Origin of the sequence: Paenirhizobium selenitireducens ATCC BAA-1503, from assembly GCF_900492185.1 — a bacterium.
Classification (GTDB): domain Bacteria; phylum Pseudomonadota; class Alphaproteobacteria; order Rhizobiales; family Rhizobiaceae; genus Allorhizobium; species Allorhizobium selenitireducens_A.
In genome coordinates this window covers 57,028-73,646 of the sequence record NZ_UEYP01000011.1, presented here as the reverse complement: position 1 = coordinate 73,646, position 16,619 = coordinate 57,028, and the positions used below count along the sequence as shown (strand labels likewise).

Here is a 16,619-nt window from a genome sequence, read left to right as displayed (position 1 = left end):
GATACCCCGAACCGCCGGCAGGCGTCAGATCTCCACCAGCCCGGCCTTCTTCACCTGGCGGATCGTCAGCATGGTGCGCACGGTATGCACATGCTCGTTCGCCGTCAGCACCTCGATGACGAAATCCTGGAACTTGGTCAGGTTCTCCGCCACGCAATGCAGCAGGAAATCGCTGTCGCCCGAGACCATCCACGCCTGGCGCACCATCGGCCAGCTGTCGGTGGCGGCGGCAAAGGCCTTCAGATTGCTCTCTGACTGGTGCTTGAGACCGATCATGCAGAAGGCGACCAGGTCGTATCCGAGCTTCGGGGCGTTCAGCATGGCGTGATAGCCCTCGATGAGGCCCGCCTCTTCGAGCTTGCGCACCCTTCTCAGGCACGGCGGCGCGGAAATGCCGACGCGCTCGGACAGTTCGACATTGGTCATGCGACCGTCGCTCTGTAATTCGCGGAGGATTTTCAGATCAATAGCGTCCAGCTCGGCTCTCAACACGGATCGACCTTTCGTGGAATGAAGATCGATATCTAGCTGAATCGCGCCAATAGGCAAGAATCTGTCCGAGCCGAGCACAAAAATTGCCGCGCCCTCCAATGCCTTGTTGGTATTGCAAAGCTGACCTTGAATAAATGCATAGACCGATCATAAATGAACCTTCAAGGAAGCGGCCCGCGAGCTTATATCGCCTTTCCCCTCGCCCGCTTTGAAAGGACTTGCCATGACTGCCCGCCACACCAAGGTGCTGATCATCGGTTCCGGCCCGGCCGGATACACCGCCGCGATCTATGCCGCTCGCGCCATGCTGAAACCGGTCCTGATCGCCGGGATGGAACAGGGTGGTCAGTTGATGATCACCACCGATGTCGAGAATTATCCAGGCTTCGCCGACCCGATCCAGGGCCCCTGGCTGATGGAGCAGATGCTCAATCAGGCGACCCATGTCGGGGCCGAGATCGTCAACGACCTGGTGACCGAGGTCGACCTGTCGCGCCGGCCCTTCACCGCCCGCACCGATTCGGGCACGGTTTGGACCGCCGACACGCTGATCATCGCCACCGGCGCCAAGGCAAAATGGCTCGGCATCGAGAGCGAACAGCATTTCCAGGGTTTTGGCGTCTCGGCTTGCGCCACCTGCGACGGCTTCTTCTATCGCAACAAGGACGTGATCGTCGTCGGCGGCGGAAATTCGGCGGTGGAGGAAGCTCTTTACCTGTCGCATATCTGCAAATCGGTCACGGTCGTGCATCGCCGCGACTCGTTCCGTTCGGAGAAGATCCTGCAGGAGCGCCTGTTCGCCAAGGACAATATCCGCGTGATGTGGAACACCGAGGTCGCCGAAATCACCGGCACGCCGGCCAAGCCGCCCATGCCGCCATCGGTCTCGGGCGTGAGGCTGCGCGACACCCAGAACGGCGCGATCACCGAGATGCCGATCGACGGCGTGTTCGTTGCCATCGGCCACGCACCGGCGGTCGAACTGTTCAAGGGCAAGCTCAAGCTGAAAGCCAATGGCTATCTGTGGACAGCACCCGATTCGACCGCGACGGACGTCGAAGGCGTCTTTGCGGCCGGCGACGTGACCGACGACATCTATCGCCAGGCAATCACCGCCGCCGGCATGGGCTGCATGGCCGCCCTCGAGGCCGAACGCTTCCTGTCTGCCGCACCTGTCCGCGCCGAAGCCGCGGAATAAGCATCATGAGAGGGGGCGGCATGCCGTTGGATTGGGACAAGCTGCGTATTTTCCACGCAGCAGCGGAAGCGGGGTCGTTCACCCACGCAGCCGACAAACTGCATTTGTCCCAGTCGGCGATCAGCCGCCAGGTCAGCGCGCTCGAGCAGGACATCGGCGTCAAGCTGTTTCACCGGCATGCGCGCGGCCTGATCCTCACCGAACAGGGCGAACTGCTCTATCGCACCGCCCATGACGTGCTGCTGAAGCTCGAAACGGTGAAGATGCAACTGACCGAGACGACGGAAAAGCCAAGCGGCAAGCTCCGCGTGACGACGACCGTCGGCCTTGGCCAGGGATGGCTCACCGACAAGATCCAGGAGTTTCTCCAGCTCTATCCGGAAATGTCGATCCAGCTGATCCTCGACAACGAGGAACTGGACGTCAACATGCGCCATGCCGACTGCGCCATCCGCCTTCGCCAGCCGCAGCAGTCCGACCTCATCCAGCGCAAGCTGTTCACCGTGCACATGCACGTCTATGCGGCCCCCTCCTATATCAACCGCTACGGCGAACCCCAATCGATCGAGGATCTCGACAACCACCGGATCATCACCTTCGGGGAGCCCGCGCCGGGCTATCTGCTCGACGTCAACTGGCTGGAAGTGGCCGGCCGCACCTCGGACAATCCCCGCCAGCCGCATCTGCAGATCAACAGCCTGACCTCGATCAAGCGCGCCGCGCTGCTCGGGATCGGCATCGCCATGCTCCCCGACTACATAGTCGGTCGCGACCCCGGTCTGCTGCAGTTGGTCACCAGTGCGGATGTGCCGTCGTTCGACACCTATTTCTGCTATCCCGACGAGATGAAGAACGCCGCCAAGCTCAAGGCCTTCCGCGATTTCATCGTGGCCAAGGCCCGCAACTGGAACTTCTGAACGCGCTCGGCAGATCAAAAGGTTAAGGCCTGCGGCAAATGCATGCCTGACATGCATAAAAAAGCATTGTTCACTGCACAAAAAACCACCATATCGCACTCAGCTGATGCACATGGTGGCTTTTTCCTCCCAGTTCCACCGCAGCAGCTGTTCCCCTCTGGAGGTTTTTGACCTTCACACTTCAAAGGGCCCTGGAGCGATCCGGTGGCCCTCTTTTTTTTGTTAAGAAACGAAGGGCCTGCCGCCGCTTCTGTGGCCGGGCGAAATTTCACGGGAAAACTTGTACCAATATTGGACACTTTTTCATGATCTTTCGCTCACGCGTCCGTTGACGCATCGATTTCCTACCATATGTGCAATAGCATACGCGCACACGGATCACTGCTCATGAACTTGGACGAAACACTCAAAGCGCTTGCACACCCTGCAAGAATTGAAATGCTGAGATGGCTCAAGGAGCCGGAACTTCATTTCGCCCCTCAGCCTCAGCCTCTGGCGCTCGGCGTCAGCGCCGGCCAGTTCGAGCGCTGCGGCTTGTCGCAATCGACCGTTTCGGCTCATCTCGCCACGCTGCAGCGGGCCGGCCTGATCTCGTCCACGCGGGTCGGCCAATGGGTTCTTTACCGCCGCAACGAAGATGTCATCGGCGCGTTCTTCAACGCCTTGAATGAGGCTCTGTAACGCCCCAGATGCTGGGGGCCGGCGATCTCCTCCCAATCCGCCGGCCAATCTGGAGATATTCATGACCACTCTTTTTGATCCGATCAAAATCGGACATCTCACCCTTGCCAACCGCATTGCCATGGCGCCATTGACGCGCAACCGTTCGCCGGGCGCCGTTCCCAACGATCTCAACGTCACCTATTACGAACAGCGCGCCTCGGCCGGCCTGTTGATTTCCGAAGGCACGCCGATCAGTCATCAGGGCCAGGGCTACGCCCAGGTGCCGGGCCTTTATCTTCCGGAATCGATCGAAGGCTGGAAGCGCGTCACCTCCGCGGTTCACGCCGCCGGCGGCCATATCGCAGCCCAGCTCTGGCATGTCGGGCGTGTATCGCACACCTCGTTGCAGCCCGAGGACGGCCAGCCGGTCGCACCCTCCGCCATCCGCGCGAAGTCCAAGACCTATATCATCAACGAGGACGGCACCGGCGGCTTCGCCGACACCTCCGAGCCCCGGGCCCTCAGCCTCGACGAGATCCCCGGCATCCTTGACGATTACCGCCGCGCAGCCCGCGCCGCGATCGATGCCGGTTTCGACGCCGTCGAGATCCACGCCGCCAACGGCTACCTGATCGACCAGTTCCTGCGCTCGAGTTCCAATGCTCGAACCGATGCCTATGGCGGATCGATCGAGAACCGCGCCCGCTTCGCGATCGAGGTGGTAGAGACCATCGCCAACGAAATCGGCGCCGAGCGCACCGGCATTCGTATCTCCCCGGTCACGCCGGCCAACGACGTGTCCGATCCGGATCCTCAGCCCCTCTTCAATCATCTCGTCGAAAAGCTCGCGGCCTTCGACCTTGCCTTCATCCACGTGATCGAGGGCGCGACAGGCGGCGCGCGCGACAATCTGCCCTTCGATTGGGCGGGCCTGAAGGCCGCCTATCATGCCAAGGGCGGCAAGGCTGCCTGGATGGTCAACAACAGCTATACGCGGGACATGGCAATCGAGGCGGTGGCCTCCGGCCGTGCCGACATGGTGTCCTTCGGCCGGCCGTTCATCGCCAATCCCGACCTGGTGGAACGGTTCCGACAGAATGCACCGCTGAACGAGCCGGATCGCGCCACCTTCTACGGCGGCGGCGCCGAGGGCTACACGAACTATCCCAAGCTCGCCTGACGCGTCATCAGAACCTGCACGACCTGTCGAAGCCCCGCTGGCACCCCCAGCGGGGTTTTGCACATTGCAGACAAAAATAGGATGCTCTTCCTCGACACCCATGCCGAGCCCTTCGGGCGCGGCATCACCTTGCAGATCGCGACCGACGATCTTCCACATGAAGATCTTCGCAAACTGGATTGGCCGCTCTTCGAGGGGCCGAGCGAAATCTGGTATCGCATTGGCGAGACCGAAGTGGCCGGATCGCGGGGATTTCCTCGTACAGGACCCTGACGGCTATCTGATCCGCCGCCCAATCAACCGGTACCCGAGGCGTCCGCTAGGCCGGCCGCTCGCCGGACTGGTAGCGGTCGACGATCTCGACCTCCGGCCGGTCGCCGCCATCGCTATACTCGTAGTGCCACTTGCCCTTCTCGTCCTGATAGCTGATCTTGACGGGCTCGTCGCCGACCTGCTGCTCCTGCATGACGATACGTGCTGCCTCCAGGGCCTCGTCATGGCTGGCAAAGCTTTCGGAGAAAACATCGCCGAGCTTGTAGGCCCATCCCCCGTCATGGGGAACGATCTCGTAGGCAACCTTGGTCATTCTGTCCTCCTTTCTTGTTCTTTGAGCCAGTATCGCATCAAGCGCACCAATCCGCAAACCCGAAGCGGAGTGGAACAGTTCCAACCACTCGCACGTTCCGGGCTTTCTTTCGGGCGAAATTACCAGGGGGCTCCGGGCGAACCATGCTCAGACAGGAAAAAATCCTTCTCTTTCCAATCCTTATGGCCGTTGTCGGATTCACTTTGGAACACGAGATCCTCGCCATGGGCACGGCCGTGTCGCTTGCCGCGGCCGCACTCCTGATTGCCGCCATCGTCGCGGTATCGCTGCGCGTCGCCCATCATGCGGAAGTGCTCGCGGTCAAGGTCGGCGACCCTTACGGCACCATGATCCTGACGCTGTCGGCGGTGGCGGTTGAAGTGCTGATCCTTGCCATCATGATGAACAACGAGGGGTCGCCGACGCTGGTGCGCGACACGATCTATTCGGCCGTGATGCTCGACATCAACGGCATCCTCGGGCTTGCCGCCCTGATCGGTGGGTTGAAGCACGGCGAGCAGCCCTACAACGACGACAGCGGCAAGACCTATGGCGTGATGATCCTCACCGCCATGGGAATTTCGATGATCGTCCCGGAATTCGTGCCCCGTGACAAATGGCAGTTCTATTCGTTCTTCACCATCTTCGCCATGGTCGCGCTCTATGGCCTGTTCCTGCGCATGCAGGTCGGCACGCACAGCTATTTCTTCAGCTACAGCTATCCGCGCGGCAAGAGGCGCGACGCGGAAGAACACGATCCGGCCGATGCCGACGAACCGACCGCCCGTTCGATCGCCGTCATCCTTTTCGGCGTCGTTTTGATCGGCGTGCTCGCTGAACTGATGTCGGCCTTCATGAATACCGGCCTTAAGGAAATCGGCGCGCCGATCGCGCTCACCGCCATCTTGGTCGCCGGCATTTCCGCCGGCCCGGAAATCCTGACCGCCCTCAGGGCAGCGCTCGCCGACCGCATGCAGGCAACGGTCAATATCGCCATGGGCGCCTCGCTGTCGACCGTCATCCTGACCGTGCCGGTGATGGAGGCGATGGCGCTCTATACCGGCCAACCCTTCATCATGGCGATGACGCCCGTCCAGACGGTGATGGTCGCCATCACGCTGATTGCGGCCGCGATCAACCTCAACGACGGCGAGACCAATGCGATCGAGGGCATGACCCATTTCATCCTCTTCGCCACTTTCATCATGCTGTCCTTCCTCGGCCTTTGACGACATCGCCTGTCTCAGAGGGGCGGAACTTTTCCCGCCCTCGCCTCTTTCCCGGACATGGTCCCCGGCGTGATGAAGGGCTCGCCCCATTGTCACCAAGATGGCGGACCAGAAACTTCCCGCGGGTCGCGGGGGGCAAACTCGGGAGCCGAACCTTGAAGAGACTCGACGTTATCGACGGCATGCGCGGCTATTTCCTGGTCTTCATGCTGATCAACCACCTGGTCTTCACCGGCGGCCTCTGGCTCGTCCAGATCAACCACCGCAATCTCGCCTTCGTCGAGGACGCCCAGGGCTTCGTCTTCCTGTCCGGCCTGCTCACCGGCATGGTCTATGCCCGCAAGATGATGAAGGACGGCTATACCGCCGCTCGAGACCGCATCTGGTCGCGCGTCTTCGAGCTCTATCGCTATGCCATGGGCATCGTACTGGTCATCCTCGCCCTGCAGTTCCTCCTGCCGCAAGCGGCCGACATCTGGACCAACTGGCTCGGCGGAACACGGATCGACGACCCGCTGCGCCTGGCAGCCATTGCGACATTCCTGTTCCAACCGACCTTCATGGACATCCTGCCGCAATACATCATCTACATGTTCTTCGCCCCCGCCATCATCTGGCTGTGCATGAAGGGCCGATGGAAGACCGTGGCGATCATCTCCGTCCTCGCCTGGATGGCAGCACAGCTCGGGCTCCAGCGCGCCTTGACCTATCCGCTCAGCGACTGGCTGGCCGGCGGTACGGATTCGGAAAAGGAAGGCATTCGCGCCTCGTTCAACCTGCTCGGCTGGCAGATCGTCTTCTTCGCCGGACTGATCGCCGGAACGCTGACCTCGATGAAGAAGGTCGAGTGGACCCGCGTCTTCGATCCGCGCAAGGATTTCATCGCCAAGGCGGCGCTCGCCGTCTGCGTTTTCTTCCTCCCGCTGCGCATCCTGACCGCCCACGGCATGATGCCCGGCATTGTGCTGGAAAAATTCGGTTTCATGGAAGTGCGTGCCGACTTCGGGCCGGTCTACCTGCTGAACTTCGCCGCAGTCGCATACGGCCTTGCCTGGCTGCTGATCGCCGGCCCTCGCCACGAGAATGCGACGATCCGCAGGATTGCCGCAGGGCTCACCGGCCTGTTCTCGCTCAGCTTCCTGCAACTGCTCGGCCGACATTCGTTGCAGATCTATGTCTGGCACGTATTGATCGTCTATGGCGTTTTCTACATCGACGGTCGCTTTGGCGCCTTCTCCGACGCGACCAAGACCGTCATCACCTTCGGCTCTTTGGCGCTGCTCAGCCTTCCCGCCCTCTGGCGTGAGCGCAACCGCGCGACCGCCAATCCGGCGCCCGTGCCGAGCAAGCCGCTGCCGAACATGAAGCCGGCGACCTGACGACCGCTACGAAAACGACCAACGAGAAAGGGCGGGACCGCGAGGCCCCGCCCTTTCTCGTTTCATTGGCTCGTCCTGGTTACTTGCAGGCGGCGCAGAAGCGCTGGATGCGCTTGCAGGCTTCTTCCAGCTGCTCTTCCGACGTCGCATAGGAAATGCGGAAGTTCGGGCCGAGACCGAAGGCCGAACCGTGGACGACGGCCACGCCTTCCGATTCCAGCAGTTCGCTGACGAAGTCCTCGTCCGTTTCCATGACCTTGCCCGAAGGCGCGGTCTTGCCCATCAGCCCGGCGCAGGATGGGTAGACATAGAAGGCGCCTTCCGGCGTCGGGCATTTGATGCCGGTCGCCTGGTTCAGCATCGAAACCACCAGATCGCGGCGGCCTTCGAAGATCTTCTTGTTGGCCGGAATGAAGTCCTGCGGACCGTTGAGCGCCTCGACGGCGGCCCACTGGGCGATCGAGCAGGCGCCGGACGTCTGCTGGCCCTGGATCATGTCCATGGCCTTGATCAGCTCGATCGGGCCGGCAGCATAGCCGATGCGCCAGCCGGTCATGGCATAGGCCTTGGACACGCCGTTCATCGTCAGCGTACGATCATAGAGCTTCGGCTCGACCTCGACCGGAGTAACGAATTTGAAATCGCCATAGGTCAGGTGCTCGTACATGTCGTCGGTCAGGATCCAGACATGCGGATGCTTGACCAGCACATCGGTCAGCGCCTTCAGCTCGTCATGGCTGTAGGCCGCACCCGACGGGTTGGACGGCGAGTTGAAGATGAACCATTTGGTCTTCGGCGTGATGACGCTTTCGAGTTCAGCCGCCGTCAGCTTGAAGTTGTTCTCCTGCTTGGTCGAGACGAACACCGGCGTGCCGCCGCACAGCGCCACCATTTCCGGGTAGGACACCCAGTAGGGCGCCGGAACGATGACTTCATCACCCGGGTTCAGGGTCGCCATGAAGGCGTTGAAAAGAATCTGCTTTCCGCCGGTGCCGACGATCGTCTGCTCGGGCTTGTAGTCGAGGCCGTTCTCGCGCTTGAACTTCTCGGCGATCGCCTTGCGCAGTTCCGGAATGCCGGAAACCGGCGTGTACTTGGTCTCGCCGCGGTTGATCGCGTCGATCGCAGCCTTCTTGATATTGTCGGGCGTATCGAAGTCCGGCTCGCCGGCGCCGAGGCCGATCACGTCGCGGCCCTTGGCCTTCAGCTCGCGGGCTTTCTGCGAGACTGCGATGGTTGCGGAGGGCTTTACACGGGAAAGGGCGTCGGCGATGAATGCCATGGTGTTTGTCCTGAAGCTGTTGATCGGGGAACCTCGATCGGCCAAGGCTCCAGGTTCAAGTTCTATGGCGAAATCACTGCGGCGTTTCAAGCGGAAAGCGTTTTTCCGCCGGCAATCGACAAAGTTTTCATTTTTAAGTCTTTCTTAATCCGCGGGTAAGTCTTCGGCGATAGACTTGCGTGCAAGATCTATCCGAAACAATCATGGCGCGAAGCCGATGACCTCGAACAGCATCTATGCCCAACTCGTCAAGACCGGAGACGCATGGTCGACGGCCTATGGTCCCTTCGTGCTGCGCACCGCGCTCCAGCCGATCTTCAGGAGGGTGGCAGACGACCTCTTCGACATCCATTCGTTCCAGGGCCTGGTGCGAGCCGAGCGCAACGGCGAGGCCTATCCGCCCTCGCAGTTCTTCCCGCTGGTCGATCCGCAGGACCTCCCTTCCGTCGACAGCCTCTTGCGCAGCATCCATATTCTCAATGCCGGGCTCTTGCAGCGCGAGCGCTCGAACGTCCTGGTCAGCTTCCAGCCGCTGCTTTTCACCGGGGCCATGGAACTGCGCCACGAACTCGACCGCATGCGCCTGATCGCCCACGAGGCCGCGCTGTCACCCGACCGCATCGTCTGCGACATCTCCGCCAGCGCCGGCAACGGCAAGATGAGCGCCCGCGCCATCGATCAGATTCGCCAGGCGGGGCTCGGCGTCTCCATGTCGAATTACGAGGCCAGCGAACACGACATCCAGGACGTCCTGGCGCTTCGCCCCGACTTCGTTCGTTTCGATGGCGACTGGGTGCGCGACTATCTGCACAACTCGGCGGGGTTCGCATTATTGCGGGTCATCGTCAGGCAATTGCAGGATGAAGGGATAGAGCCGATCTTCGAGCGGCTCGAGGAGAGCTGGCAGGTGGATCTCTGCCTTGAACTCGGCGTGACGCTGTTGCAGGGCTATGCCCTCGCCCGGCCGGAACTCGCGCCCACCGCATTCAACCAGGAATTCCCCGAAATGCTGCTGCCTCCGGCCCTGCCGGCCTCCGTCGCGCCGGCACCGGTGAATGAGCGGGAGCGGGCCACCTTGGCCCTGGCGCCGTCGCGCAGTGAAGTCCTTCAACGTCCGCCCCCCGTATTCGGCAAGCGGCGCTAGCGGGCGCCTGTCGAAACGGCATGGTGCCCACGGTAGGGGCAGCCTCGGGGCCCGCCTTGACATTGCCACAATAAATACCGGGTGAAGCCGCAATTCCGTCCCCGTGAAGCCCATAAACAGGTCTTTTCTCCTCGAATTGGCGATTGATTGCGAGGGAAGACCCATGTTTCTGGACGACGATATTGCCAAAGCGCGTCCGTGGTTCGATCGGATCATCCAAGGTGGCCGCCTTGCGCTTTTCGCCATGCTGGCCGCCACAGTCCTGCTGATCGGCATCGCTGCCGATGCACAGGCGGAAACCACCGCCGCACCCGCGGCGCAGACGCTTGCCACCATTGACCCGATGACGACCGCCTCCACGCCAGTCGTCGCGCCCCTGTTGACCACCAGCGCCCACCGGCTTCCGCTGCTGCAGACCGAAACGCTCGCCGACCGCTACATCCTGCTCGGCCTGATGATGCTCTGCTTCGCCGCCATGGCCGCCGGCAGCCTGGCGCTGTGGCGCAGCAGCCTTAAGGAATTGCTGCGCGTCCAGGCCAGGCGCCATGACGCCTGAGCGACCCTCGCTCTGGCGCCGCCTCGGCCCGGCCGAGCGCGCTTTCGCCCTTGTGATCGTGGCCATGGCAATCGGTGGCCTCCTTCTGATCGCCGATGGCCTCTACCTGAAAGCGAAGGCCGACCAGGTTCCTTCCCCTCGGACGCACCAGGGGCCGGTCTCGCCGAACGGCGCGGCCGGGACCGAATAGCAACGGCACGTTCCCCTTCTCACGTTCTTGTCAGCAGCACTTGCCAAAGCGTCGTCAATCTCCAGATAGGTCGATGATGACAGGAGGACCCGATATGCCGAAGTGCGAAGCAGCAGCAAACCCCGTGCGCGCGATTCCGTCCACCGCCCTTCTCGGCCTCGCTTTGGCAATGGCGGCGGTTCCAGCCCTCGCCGCTGATCGCGTTGCCACGCAGAGCGTCGAGATCGAGGTCACCGAGATCGTCGGCGGCCTCGAGCACCCGTGGTCGGTGGAAGCCCTGCCCGACGGCGCCTATCTCGTTACCGAGCGGCCCGGTCGTCTGCGGGTGGTGCGCGACGGCACGGCATCGGCCCCGGTCGACGGCCTGCCCAAGCTTTTCGTCGGCGGCCAGGGTGGCTTGCTCGACATCGCCCTGTCGCCCGATTTCGCCACAAGCCGGAAACTCTATTTCACCGCATCCGTGCCGGGAGAAGGTGGACAGGGCACCGCGCTCTTTGCCGCCAGGCTGTCAAACGACGAGAAGAGACTGGAAGCGGTCGAACGGCTGTTCGCCATGAACCGCTTCACCGGCACCGGTCAGCACTTCGGCTCGCGCATCGCCATCGGCGCGGACGGCACACTGTTCTTCGGCATCGGCGACCGCGGCGAGATGGACCGGGCCCAGGACCCGCAAGACCATGCCGGCTCGATCCTGCACCTCAACCCGGACGGCACGCCGGCCGCCGGCAATCCTTTCGCCGGTGGCAGCAAGGGCCAGCCGGAAATCTTCTCGACCGGGCACCGCAATCCCCAGGGCATCGTCATCGATCCGGCTGAAGGTACTCTCTTTACCGTCGAACACGGCGCACGCGGCGGCGATGAGATCAACATGCCCAAGGCCGGGAGCAATTACGGTTGGCCGATGATCTCCTACGGCAAGCACTATTCCGGCGCCGACATCGGCATAGGCAGTTCTGCCGAGGGTTATGAACAGCCCGTCCATTACTGGGACCCGTCGATCGCGCCGGGCGCCATCGATGTCTATCGCGGCGCCATGTTTCCTGAATGGAATGGCGACTTCCTCGTCGCCGCCCTCAAGTATGAACTTCTGGCGCGTATCGAGCGTGATGAAAGCGGCGCTATCACGGGAGAGGAGCGACTGCTGGAGGGAGCCTACGGCCGCCTGCGCGACGTAAAGGTCGCGCCGGACGGCGCGATCCTTCTGGTGACCGACGAGGTGGATGGCCAACTCCTGCGCATCAGCCGCGCCGCGGCGCCGTGATTTTCATCCGACCAGCCGCTCGCCCGGCGGCGAACGGCTCGACCACCCGCTGATCCGCAATGCCGAACCAAAGCGTCACGGCATAAACCCGGCGCGTCGATCGACCTTGTCGAGACCGAACGCAGCTGATACCCGTCTTCCTCCCTCGCCTCACCTTCTTCCGTTCCGCTGCAATCCGGTATCCGATGTCTCGTGTTCAAGCCAATCTCCTCTTGCTGCTCGCGGCGGCCATCTGGGGCGGCGGCTTCGTCGCCCAGTCGGAAGCAATGGAATGGCTGGGGCCGAACTGGTTCAATGCGCTGCGTTTCGCGCTCGCCACTTTGGCCGTTCTGCCTTTCGCCCTCACAGAGAACAAGCGCGCCACCCGCCCGCTGAGCCGCCGGGAACTGGGATGGTTCCTGCTGGTCGGCCTCTCCCTGCTCGCCGCGCAGACCCTGCAGCAGATCGGCATCCAGTCGACCAGCGTGACCAATGCCAGCTTCCTGACCGGCCTCTACGTCGTTCTCGTTCCGGTGATCGCGGTCGCCTTTCTTCGCCGCCGCCCGCACTGGATCATCTGGCCGACGGCTCTGCTGACCGTGATCGGCATCCTCCTGCTGAACGGCGGATCGCTGTCTTCCCTGGGTGACGGCGATGTCCTCGTCATTCTCTGCGCGGTGTTCCTGGCGGCGCAGATCACACTGACCCCGATCGCGGTCGGCATCAGCCAAAGGCCCCTGGCGCTTGCCACGGTACAATTCGCCGTCTGCGCGGCCGGTGCCGGCCTTGCCGCTGCGGCTCTCGAGCCGATCAGCATGGGCGCCGTCGCCTCGGCCCTGCCGGAGATCCTCTATGGCGGCCTGCTCTCCTCCGGCGTCGCCTTCGTCCTGCAGATCATCGGCCAACGCTACACGACGGCGCCGCAAGCTGCGATCTTCCTGTCCTCGGAGGCCCTGTTCGGCGCCTTGTTCGGGGCGGTCCTGCTGGCCGAGACCCTTCCCGCGATCGGCTATCTCGGTTGCGGCCTGATCTTCTCGGCCATGCTGCTCGTCGAACTCGTGCCGGAACTGACCCGGCGCCGCGCGACTGCCGCACCCTGACGCTTATTTCACCGATAGCGAAAATGCGCCAAACTTTTCCATTTTGGGGAAGGTTTCGACGCAAAAATTGCATTTGAACCGGTGCCAGATATACTTGTGGGGCGAAACATTCCCCCTACCGCACGAATGGCCGCTTCACCTCAATCGCGAGGCTCCCCGGGAGCAAGGTGCTGGAAAACTTTCGCTTGCCAATTTTTAATAAACCAAGCAATCTTCGCGCGTTCGGGCAATTTTGCGAGCACGGGAAGACCTTATAATACATGCGCGCCGGATACGCGAAGAGTTCCGGGCAGGTTGGCTTCTATAATTGCGAGTATACTCGCTTTTATGGGGGTAGCTTGCGGTAACAGGGGCCCCTTTCCTCAACCATCGAGAAATGCCTGTCGAGCACCCGTATACGGGTAACATTGCAATGCTGCCCCGCCGACACAGGGCAGAGAGAAAAGGACCTGACGCATGGCCGAGACTGGCATCGTAAAATTCTTCAATACCGACAAGGGCTTTGGCTTCATCAAGCCTGACAATGGCGGCGCAGACATCTTCGTGCATATTTCCGCCGTGCAGGCCTCCGGACTCCAGGGGCTTTCTGAAAACCAGAAGGTTAGCTACGACACGGAACCGGATCGTCGCGGCAAGGGCCCGAAGGCCGTCAACCTGCACATCGACGGCTGATACTCCGGATTTCGCTTCGACATTCGCATTGCGGCCCGGCAGGTTTGCCGGGTTTTTTCGTTCAGGCTGCGTTCAGCCTGTGGCCCATATCCTGCCGTCATTGATCGTTAAACAACGATCGTCCCCATTGCAGGCCACAGGAAGGCAAAGCCATGAAGAAGATCGCGAAACTCTCCCTGCTGGCGGCGGTGATCGCCGTCGCACCACTTGCAGCGTCGTCGCAGGCCATGGCAGGCGACCGTTACCGACGCCACCACGATCAGGACATGCTCGCCGCCGGCGCGATCGGTCTGGCCGCCGGCCTGGTCACCGGCTCGGTCATCGCCAGCCAGCCGCGCACCGTCTACGTCGAACCTGAACCGATGTATGTCGAGCCGGCACCGCGCCGCATCTATGTCGAGCCGGAACCCGTCTATGTCGACGATTACCCGCCGGCACCGCGGCCGGTCTACCGCGCAGCCGTGGAGCCCTGGTCGCCGGAATGGTATGACTATTGCGCAGCCCGCTATCGCAGCTTCAACGCCCGCTCCGGCACCTATGTCGGTTATGACGGCCGCTCGCACTTCTGCACCGCCGGCTGATACGGCCCGCTTGCCGAACGGATAGAAATGCGCCGCATCGCCGGCGCATTTTTCGTTTGGGCGTCAGGCCAGAATTTCAGATTCCGCGCAGGAAGGGATTGGTCCGGCGCTCCTCGCCGATCCGACCGCCCGGCCCGTGGCCGCAGATGAAGCCGACATCGTCGCCGAGCGGCAGAACCTTGTCGCGAATCGAGTCGAGCAGCGTCTGGTGGTCGCCTCCCGGAAGATCCGTGCGGCCAATCGAGCCGGAAAACAGAACGTCACCGAGATGAGCGAAGTTCTGCGCCCGATTGTAGAAGATGACGTGTCCCGGCGCATGTCCCGGGCAGTGGAACACTTCGAACTCGTGCTCGCCGAACGAAACCGTGTCGCCCTCTTCCAGCCACCGATCGGGCACGGTGTTGCGCACCTTCATCGGCACGTTGAACATGACCGCCTGCTGCTCGAGTTTCTGCAGTAGGGGCAGATCATCCTTGTGCGGGCCGACGATCTGGATGCCGAGCGCCTCCTTCAACTCCTCGGCCCCGCCGGCATGGTCAATATGGCCATGGGTCAGCCAGATCTCCTTGAGCGTGATGCCGTTTTCCTTCAGCGTTTGCAGGATCACATCGACGTCGCCGCCCGGATCGACGATCACGCCTTCACGCGTATCGTCGTCGAACAGGATCGTGCAGTTCTGCTGGAAAGGGGTGACCGGAATGATCCCGGCCTGCATCTGTCCCATGGGTCGGTTCCTTGTTTTCGCGCCGGTTGCGCATAACACGTCCCCGTCGAAACGCCAATGCGAGCCACCAGGTCGAGAAGCTGTGCGATCCCGGTAATTTCGTTGGAGTTTTTGCGCGTCTGCGCTTAGTTTTGCGGCAAAACACGCGCCGGCTGACGGCCATGCGCGCGTATCGCGAATGACCGTCCCCTGATCGCCACAGCGTCATGCCGCAGCGACAGGGAGACCGCCAGCACAAGGGAATGCAACGTGGCTCGACAGTCTGCGGGCAAGGCTGCCAGGAAGGAACTGCCGGGAATGCCGGTCGTCGATGACAAGACCATCGATTTCGAAACGATCGAGCTTTTGTTCTTCGCCTATCGAGACTTCGTTTCCGATCCAGACGCGATCCTCGCCAAGATCGGCTACGGCCGCGCCCACCACCGCGTCGTCTACTTCGTCAGCCGCCGGCCGGGCATGACGGTCGCCGATCTCCTCGCCATCCTGCAGATCACCAAGCAGAGCCTCGCGCGCGTGCTGAAGGAACTGATCGATTCCGGCTATATCCGCCAGATGGCCGGCCCCGCCGACCGCCGCCAGCGCCGGCTCTATCCGACCTTGGCCGGCCGCGAACTGGCACTGGCACTGTCCGAGCCGCAATCGCGACGGATCGCCGGCGCCATGGAGGGCTTTACGCCGGAAATGCGCGACGGGGTGCGCACCTTCCTTGAAAGAATGAGCCGCTCGGACGGCACGACGCCAACGGATATGGCCGGAGTGGACTGACATGGCGCGCAAGATCCTTATTGCCGATGATGCCCCCCATCTCCTCGTCGTCGACGACGACACCCGCATCCGTGACCTGTTGCAGCGCTATCTCACCGAACAGGGATTTCGCGTCACCGTCGCCGCCGATGCGAGCGAAGCCCGCCGCAAGCTGGAGGGACTGCATTTCGACCTGCTCGTGCTCGACGTGATGATGCCGGGCGAATCCGGCCTGTCGCTCACCCGCAGCATCGCGGCCGACAAGCAGATCCCCGTCATCCTGCTGACCGCCCGTTCGGAAGCGGAATCGCGCATTGCCGGCCTGGAGGCCGGCGCCGACGACTATCTCGCCAAGCCATTCGACCCACGCGAACTGGTGTTGCGCATCAACAATATCCTCAAGCGCAGCCCCAATGCCGACCAGCCGAAGATCGAGCAGGTCATGTTCGGGCCATACAGTTTCTCCATCCTGCGCAAGGAGTTGAAGCGCGGGCCGGAAGTGATCAAGCTCACCGATCGCGAGCAGGACATCATGCTTCTGTTCGCCTCCCGCGCCGGCGACACCATTCCCCGCCAGGAACTGATCGGCAATGACACCGATGTGGGCGAGCGGACGATCGACGTGCAGATCAACCGCCTGCGCCGCAAGATCGAGGACGATCCGGCCAATCCGGTCTGGCTGCAGACCGTGCGCGGCATCGGCTACCGGCTGAGCATGGACTAGCGCCACAGGCGCACCAAC

The 16,619-nt window shown here is 62.2% G+C and carries 20 protein-coding genes; 16 read left to right on the top strand and 4 right to left on the bottom strand.

Annotated features, from left to right (window positions below; genetic code table 11):
* Positions 1-24: 24 nt before the first annotated feature.
* Positions 25-492 (bottom strand): Lrp/AsnC family transcriptional regulator, encoded by a 468-nt coding sequence (locus RHIZ70P_RS16975; protein WP_115671672.1) that lies wholly within the window; start codon positions 490-492, stop codon positions 25-27.
* 223 nt (positions 493-715) lie between these two features.
* Here RHIZ70P_RS16975 and trxB point away from each other — a divergent pair, with 223 nt between their 5' ends.
* From trxB to RHIZ70P_RS16950, 5 genes are all read left to right on the top strand, one after another.
* Positions 716-1,690, top strand: coding sequence for a thioredoxin-disulfide reductase (trxB, locus tag RHIZ70P_RS16970; protein WP_115671671.1), 975 nt, complete (start codon positions 716-718; stop codon positions 1,688-1,690).
* A gap of 20 nt (positions 1,691-1,710) precedes the next feature.
* Positions 1,711-2,607: a LysR family transcriptional regulator VtlR gene (locus tag RHIZ70P_RS16965; RefSeq protein ID WP_115671670.1), complete on the top strand. Its 897-nt coding sequence runs from the start codon at positions 1,711-1,713 to the stop codon at positions 2,605-2,607.
* 387 nt (positions 2,608-2,994) lie between these two features.
* A complete protein-coding gene (locus RHIZ70P_RS16960) occupies positions 2,995-3,288 on the top strand; it encodes an ArsR/SmtB family transcription factor (protein ID WP_115671669.1) in 294 nt (97 codons plus the stop codon).
* Positions 3,289-3,349: 61 nt separating this feature from the next.
* Positions 3,350-4,450 (top strand): alkene reductase, encoded by a 1,101-nt coding sequence (locus RHIZ70P_RS16955; RefSeq protein WP_115671668.1) that lies wholly within the window; start codon positions 3,350-3,352, stop codon positions 4,448-4,450.
* A gap of 81 nt (positions 4,451-4,531) precedes the next feature.
* Positions 4,532-4,723, top strand: a complete 192-nt coding sequence (locus tag RHIZ70P_RS16950; protein ID WP_115671667.1) for a hypothetical protein — start codon at positions 4,532-4,534, stop codon at positions 4,721-4,723.
* 46 nt (positions 4,724-4,769) lie between these two features.
* Here the strand turns inward: RHIZ70P_RS16950 and RHIZ70P_RS16945 are convergent, their stop codons facing one another.
* Positions 4,770-5,036, bottom strand: coding sequence for a DUF2188 domain-containing protein (locus tag RHIZ70P_RS16945; protein WP_115671666.1), 267 nt, complete (start codon positions 5,034-5,036; stop codon positions 4,770-4,772).
* Positions 5,037-5,218: 182 nt separating this feature from the next.
* On the opposite strand from RHIZ70P_RS16945, the gene RHIZ70P_RS16940 reads away from it, so the two are divergent.
* Together RHIZ70P_RS16940 and RHIZ70P_RS16935 are read left to right on the top strand one after the other, a co-directional pair.
* Positions 5,219-6,265 carry a calcium:proton antiporter gene (locus tag RHIZ70P_RS16940; protein ID WP_419178309.1) on the top strand — a complete coding sequence of 349 codons (1,047 nt, stop codon included), beginning with the start codon at positions 5,219-5,221 and terminating at the stop codon, positions 6,263-6,265.
* A gap of 155 nt (positions 6,266-6,420) precedes the next feature.
* Positions 6,421-7,644 carry an OpgC family protein gene (locus RHIZ70P_RS16935; protein ID WP_115671664.1) on the top strand — a complete coding sequence of 408 codons (1,224 nt, stop codon included), beginning with the start codon at positions 6,421-6,423 and terminating at the stop codon, positions 7,642-7,644.
* Positions 7,645-7,723: 79 nt separating this feature from the next.
* On the opposite strand, the gene RHIZ70P_RS16930 is transcribed toward RHIZ70P_RS16935, so the two are convergent.
* Positions 7,724-8,926 carry a pyridoxal phosphate-dependent aminotransferase gene (locus RHIZ70P_RS16930; protein WP_115671663.1) on the bottom strand — a complete coding sequence of 401 codons (1,203 nt, stop codon included), beginning with the start codon at positions 8,924-8,926 and terminating at the stop codon, positions 7,724-7,726.
* Between the two features lie 217 nt (positions 8,927-9,143).
* On the opposite strand from RHIZ70P_RS16930, the gene RHIZ70P_RS16925 reads away from it, so the two are divergent.
* The 7 genes from RHIZ70P_RS16925 (at position 9,144) to RHIZ70P_RS16895 (ending at position 14,409) form a co-directional block, all read left to right on the top strand.
* Complete coding sequence (locus RHIZ70P_RS16925) at positions 9,144-10,070, top strand: EAL domain-containing protein (RefSeq protein WP_115671662.1); 927 nt, start codon at positions 9,144-9,146, stop codon at positions 10,068-10,070.
* A 163-nt stretch (positions 10,071-10,233) separates the two neighbouring features.
* Positions 10,234-10,626 carry a hypothetical protein gene (locus RHIZ70P_RS16920; RefSeq protein ID WP_115671661.1) on the top strand — a complete coding sequence of 131 codons (393 nt, stop codon included), beginning with the start codon at positions 10,234-10,236 and terminating at the stop codon, positions 10,624-10,626.
* Entirely contained in the window at positions 10,616-10,816 is a 201-nt protein-coding gene (locus RHIZ70P_RS16915; RefSeq protein WP_115671660.1) for a hypothetical protein, read from the top strand. The genes RHIZ70P_RS16920 and RHIZ70P_RS16915 overlap by 11 nt, the downstream gene beginning before the upstream one ends.
* Before the next feature lie 94 nt (positions 10,817-10,910).
* Complete coding sequence (locus RHIZ70P_RS16910) at positions 10,911-12,077, top strand: PQQ-dependent sugar dehydrogenase (RefSeq protein ID WP_115671659.1); 1,167 nt, start codon at positions 10,911-10,913, stop codon at positions 12,075-12,077.
* A 185-nt stretch (positions 12,078-12,262) separates the two neighbouring features.
* A complete protein-coding gene (locus RHIZ70P_RS16905) occupies positions 12,263-13,156 on the top strand; it encodes a DMT family transporter (protein ID WP_115671658.1) in 894 nt (297 codons plus the stop codon).
* A gap of 456 nt (positions 13,157-13,612) precedes the next feature.
* Entirely contained in the window at positions 13,613-13,828 is a 216-nt protein-coding gene (locus tag RHIZ70P_RS16900; RefSeq protein ID WP_115671657.1) for a cold-shock protein, read from the top strand.
* A 152-nt stretch (positions 13,829-13,980) separates the two neighbouring features.
* Positions 13,981-14,409 carry a BA14K family protein gene (locus RHIZ70P_RS16895; RefSeq protein WP_115671656.1) on the top strand — a complete coding sequence of 143 codons (429 nt, stop codon included), beginning with the start codon at positions 13,981-13,983 and terminating at the stop codon, positions 14,407-14,409.
* A gap of 76 nt (positions 14,410-14,485) precedes the next feature.
* Here the strand turns inward: RHIZ70P_RS16895 and RHIZ70P_RS16890 are convergent, their stop codons facing one another.
* Positions 14,486-15,133 carry an MBL fold metallo-hydrolase gene (locus RHIZ70P_RS16890; RefSeq protein ID WP_115671655.1) on the bottom strand — a complete coding sequence of 216 codons (648 nt, stop codon included), beginning with the start codon at positions 15,131-15,133 and terminating at the stop codon, positions 14,486-14,488.
* Between the two features lie 249 nt (positions 15,134-15,382).
* Here RHIZ70P_RS16890 and RHIZ70P_RS16885 point away from each other — a divergent pair, with 249 nt between their 5' ends.
* Together RHIZ70P_RS16885 and RHIZ70P_RS16880 are read left to right on the top strand one after the other, a co-directional pair.
* Positions 15,383-15,898 (top strand): MarR family winged helix-turn-helix transcriptional regulator, encoded by a 516-nt coding sequence (locus RHIZ70P_RS16885; protein ID WP_419178308.1) that lies wholly within the window; start codon positions 15,383-15,385, stop codon positions 15,896-15,898.
* Between the two features lies 1 nt (position 15,899).
* Positions 15,900-16,601, top strand: a complete 702-nt coding sequence (locus RHIZ70P_RS16880; RefSeq protein ID WP_115671653.1) for a response regulator — start codon at positions 15,900-15,902, stop codon at positions 16,599-16,601.
* Positions 16,602-16,619 lie beyond the last annotated feature (18 nt).

What these genes read in the sequence shown, in the direction of transcription:
- RHIZ70P_RS16905 (WP_115671658.1), top strand. Translation starts at nt 12,263, where the DNA reads ATGTCTCGTGTTCAAGCCAATCTCCTCTTGCTGCTCGCGGCGGCCATC.
- RHIZ70P_RS16930 (WP_115671663.1), bottom strand. Translation starts at nt 8,926, where the DNA reads ATGGCATTCATCGCCGACGCCCTTTCCCGTGTAAAGCCCTCCGCAACC.
- RHIZ70P_RS16950 (WP_115671667.1), top strand. Translation starts at nt 4,532, where the DNA reads ATGCTCTTCCTCGACACCCATGCCGAGCCCTTCGGGCGCGGCATCACC.
- RHIZ70P_RS16880 (WP_115671653.1), top strand. Translation starts at nt 15,900, where the DNA reads ATGGCGCGCAAGATCCTTATTGCCGATGATGCCCCCCATCTCCTCGTC.
- RHIZ70P_RS16920 (WP_115671661.1), top strand. Translation starts at nt 10,234, where the DNA reads ATGTTTCTGGACGACGATATTGCCAAAGCGCGTCCGTGGTTCGATCGG.
- RHIZ70P_RS16910 (WP_115671659.1), top strand. Translation starts at nt 10,911, where the DNA reads ATGCCGAAGTGCGAAGCAGCAGCAAACCCCGTGCGCGCGATTCCGTCC.
- RHIZ70P_RS16960 (WP_115671669.1), top strand. Translation starts at nt 2,995, where the DNA reads ATGAACTTGGACGAAACACTCAAAGCGCTTGCACACCCTGCAAGAATT.
- RHIZ70P_RS16915 (WP_115671660.1), top strand. Translation starts at nt 10,616, where the DNA reads ATGACGCCTGAGCGACCCTCGCTCTGGCGCCGCCTCGGCCCGGCCGAG.
- RHIZ70P_RS16890 (WP_115671655.1), bottom strand. Translation starts at nt 15,133, where the DNA reads ATGGGACAGATGCAGGCCGGGATCATTCCGGTCACCCCTTTCCAGCAG.
- RHIZ70P_RS16945 (WP_115671666.1), bottom strand. Translation starts at nt 5,036, where the DNA reads ATGACCAAGGTTGCCTACGAGATCGTTCCCCATGACGGGGGATGGGCC.
- RHIZ70P_RS16900 (WP_115671657.1), top strand. Translation starts at nt 13,613, where the DNA reads ATGGCCGAGACTGGCATCGTAAAATTCTTCAATACCGACAAGGGCTTT.
- RHIZ70P_RS16925 (WP_115671662.1), top strand. Translation starts at nt 9,144, where the DNA reads ATGACCTCGAACAGCATCTATGCCCAACTCGTCAAGACCGGAGACGCA.
- RHIZ70P_RS16895 (WP_115671656.1), top strand. Translation starts at nt 13,981, where the DNA reads ATGAAGAAGATCGCGAAACTCTCCCTGCTGGCGGCGGTGATCGCCGTC.
- RHIZ70P_RS16965 (WP_115671670.1), top strand. Translation starts at nt 1,711, where the DNA reads ATGCCGTTGGATTGGGACAAGCTGCGTATTTTCCACGCAGCAGCGGAA.
- trxB (WP_115671671.1), top strand. Translation starts at nt 716, where the DNA reads ATGACTGCCCGCCACACCAAGGTGCTGATCATCGGTTCCGGCCCGGCC.
- RHIZ70P_RS16940 (WP_419178309.1), top strand. Translation starts at nt 5,219, where the DNA reads ATGGCCGTTGTCGGATTCACTTTGGAACACGAGATCCTCGCCATGGGC.
- RHIZ70P_RS16955 (WP_115671668.1), top strand. Translation starts at nt 3,350, where the DNA reads ATGACCACTCTTTTTGATCCGATCAAAATCGGACATCTCACCCTTGCC.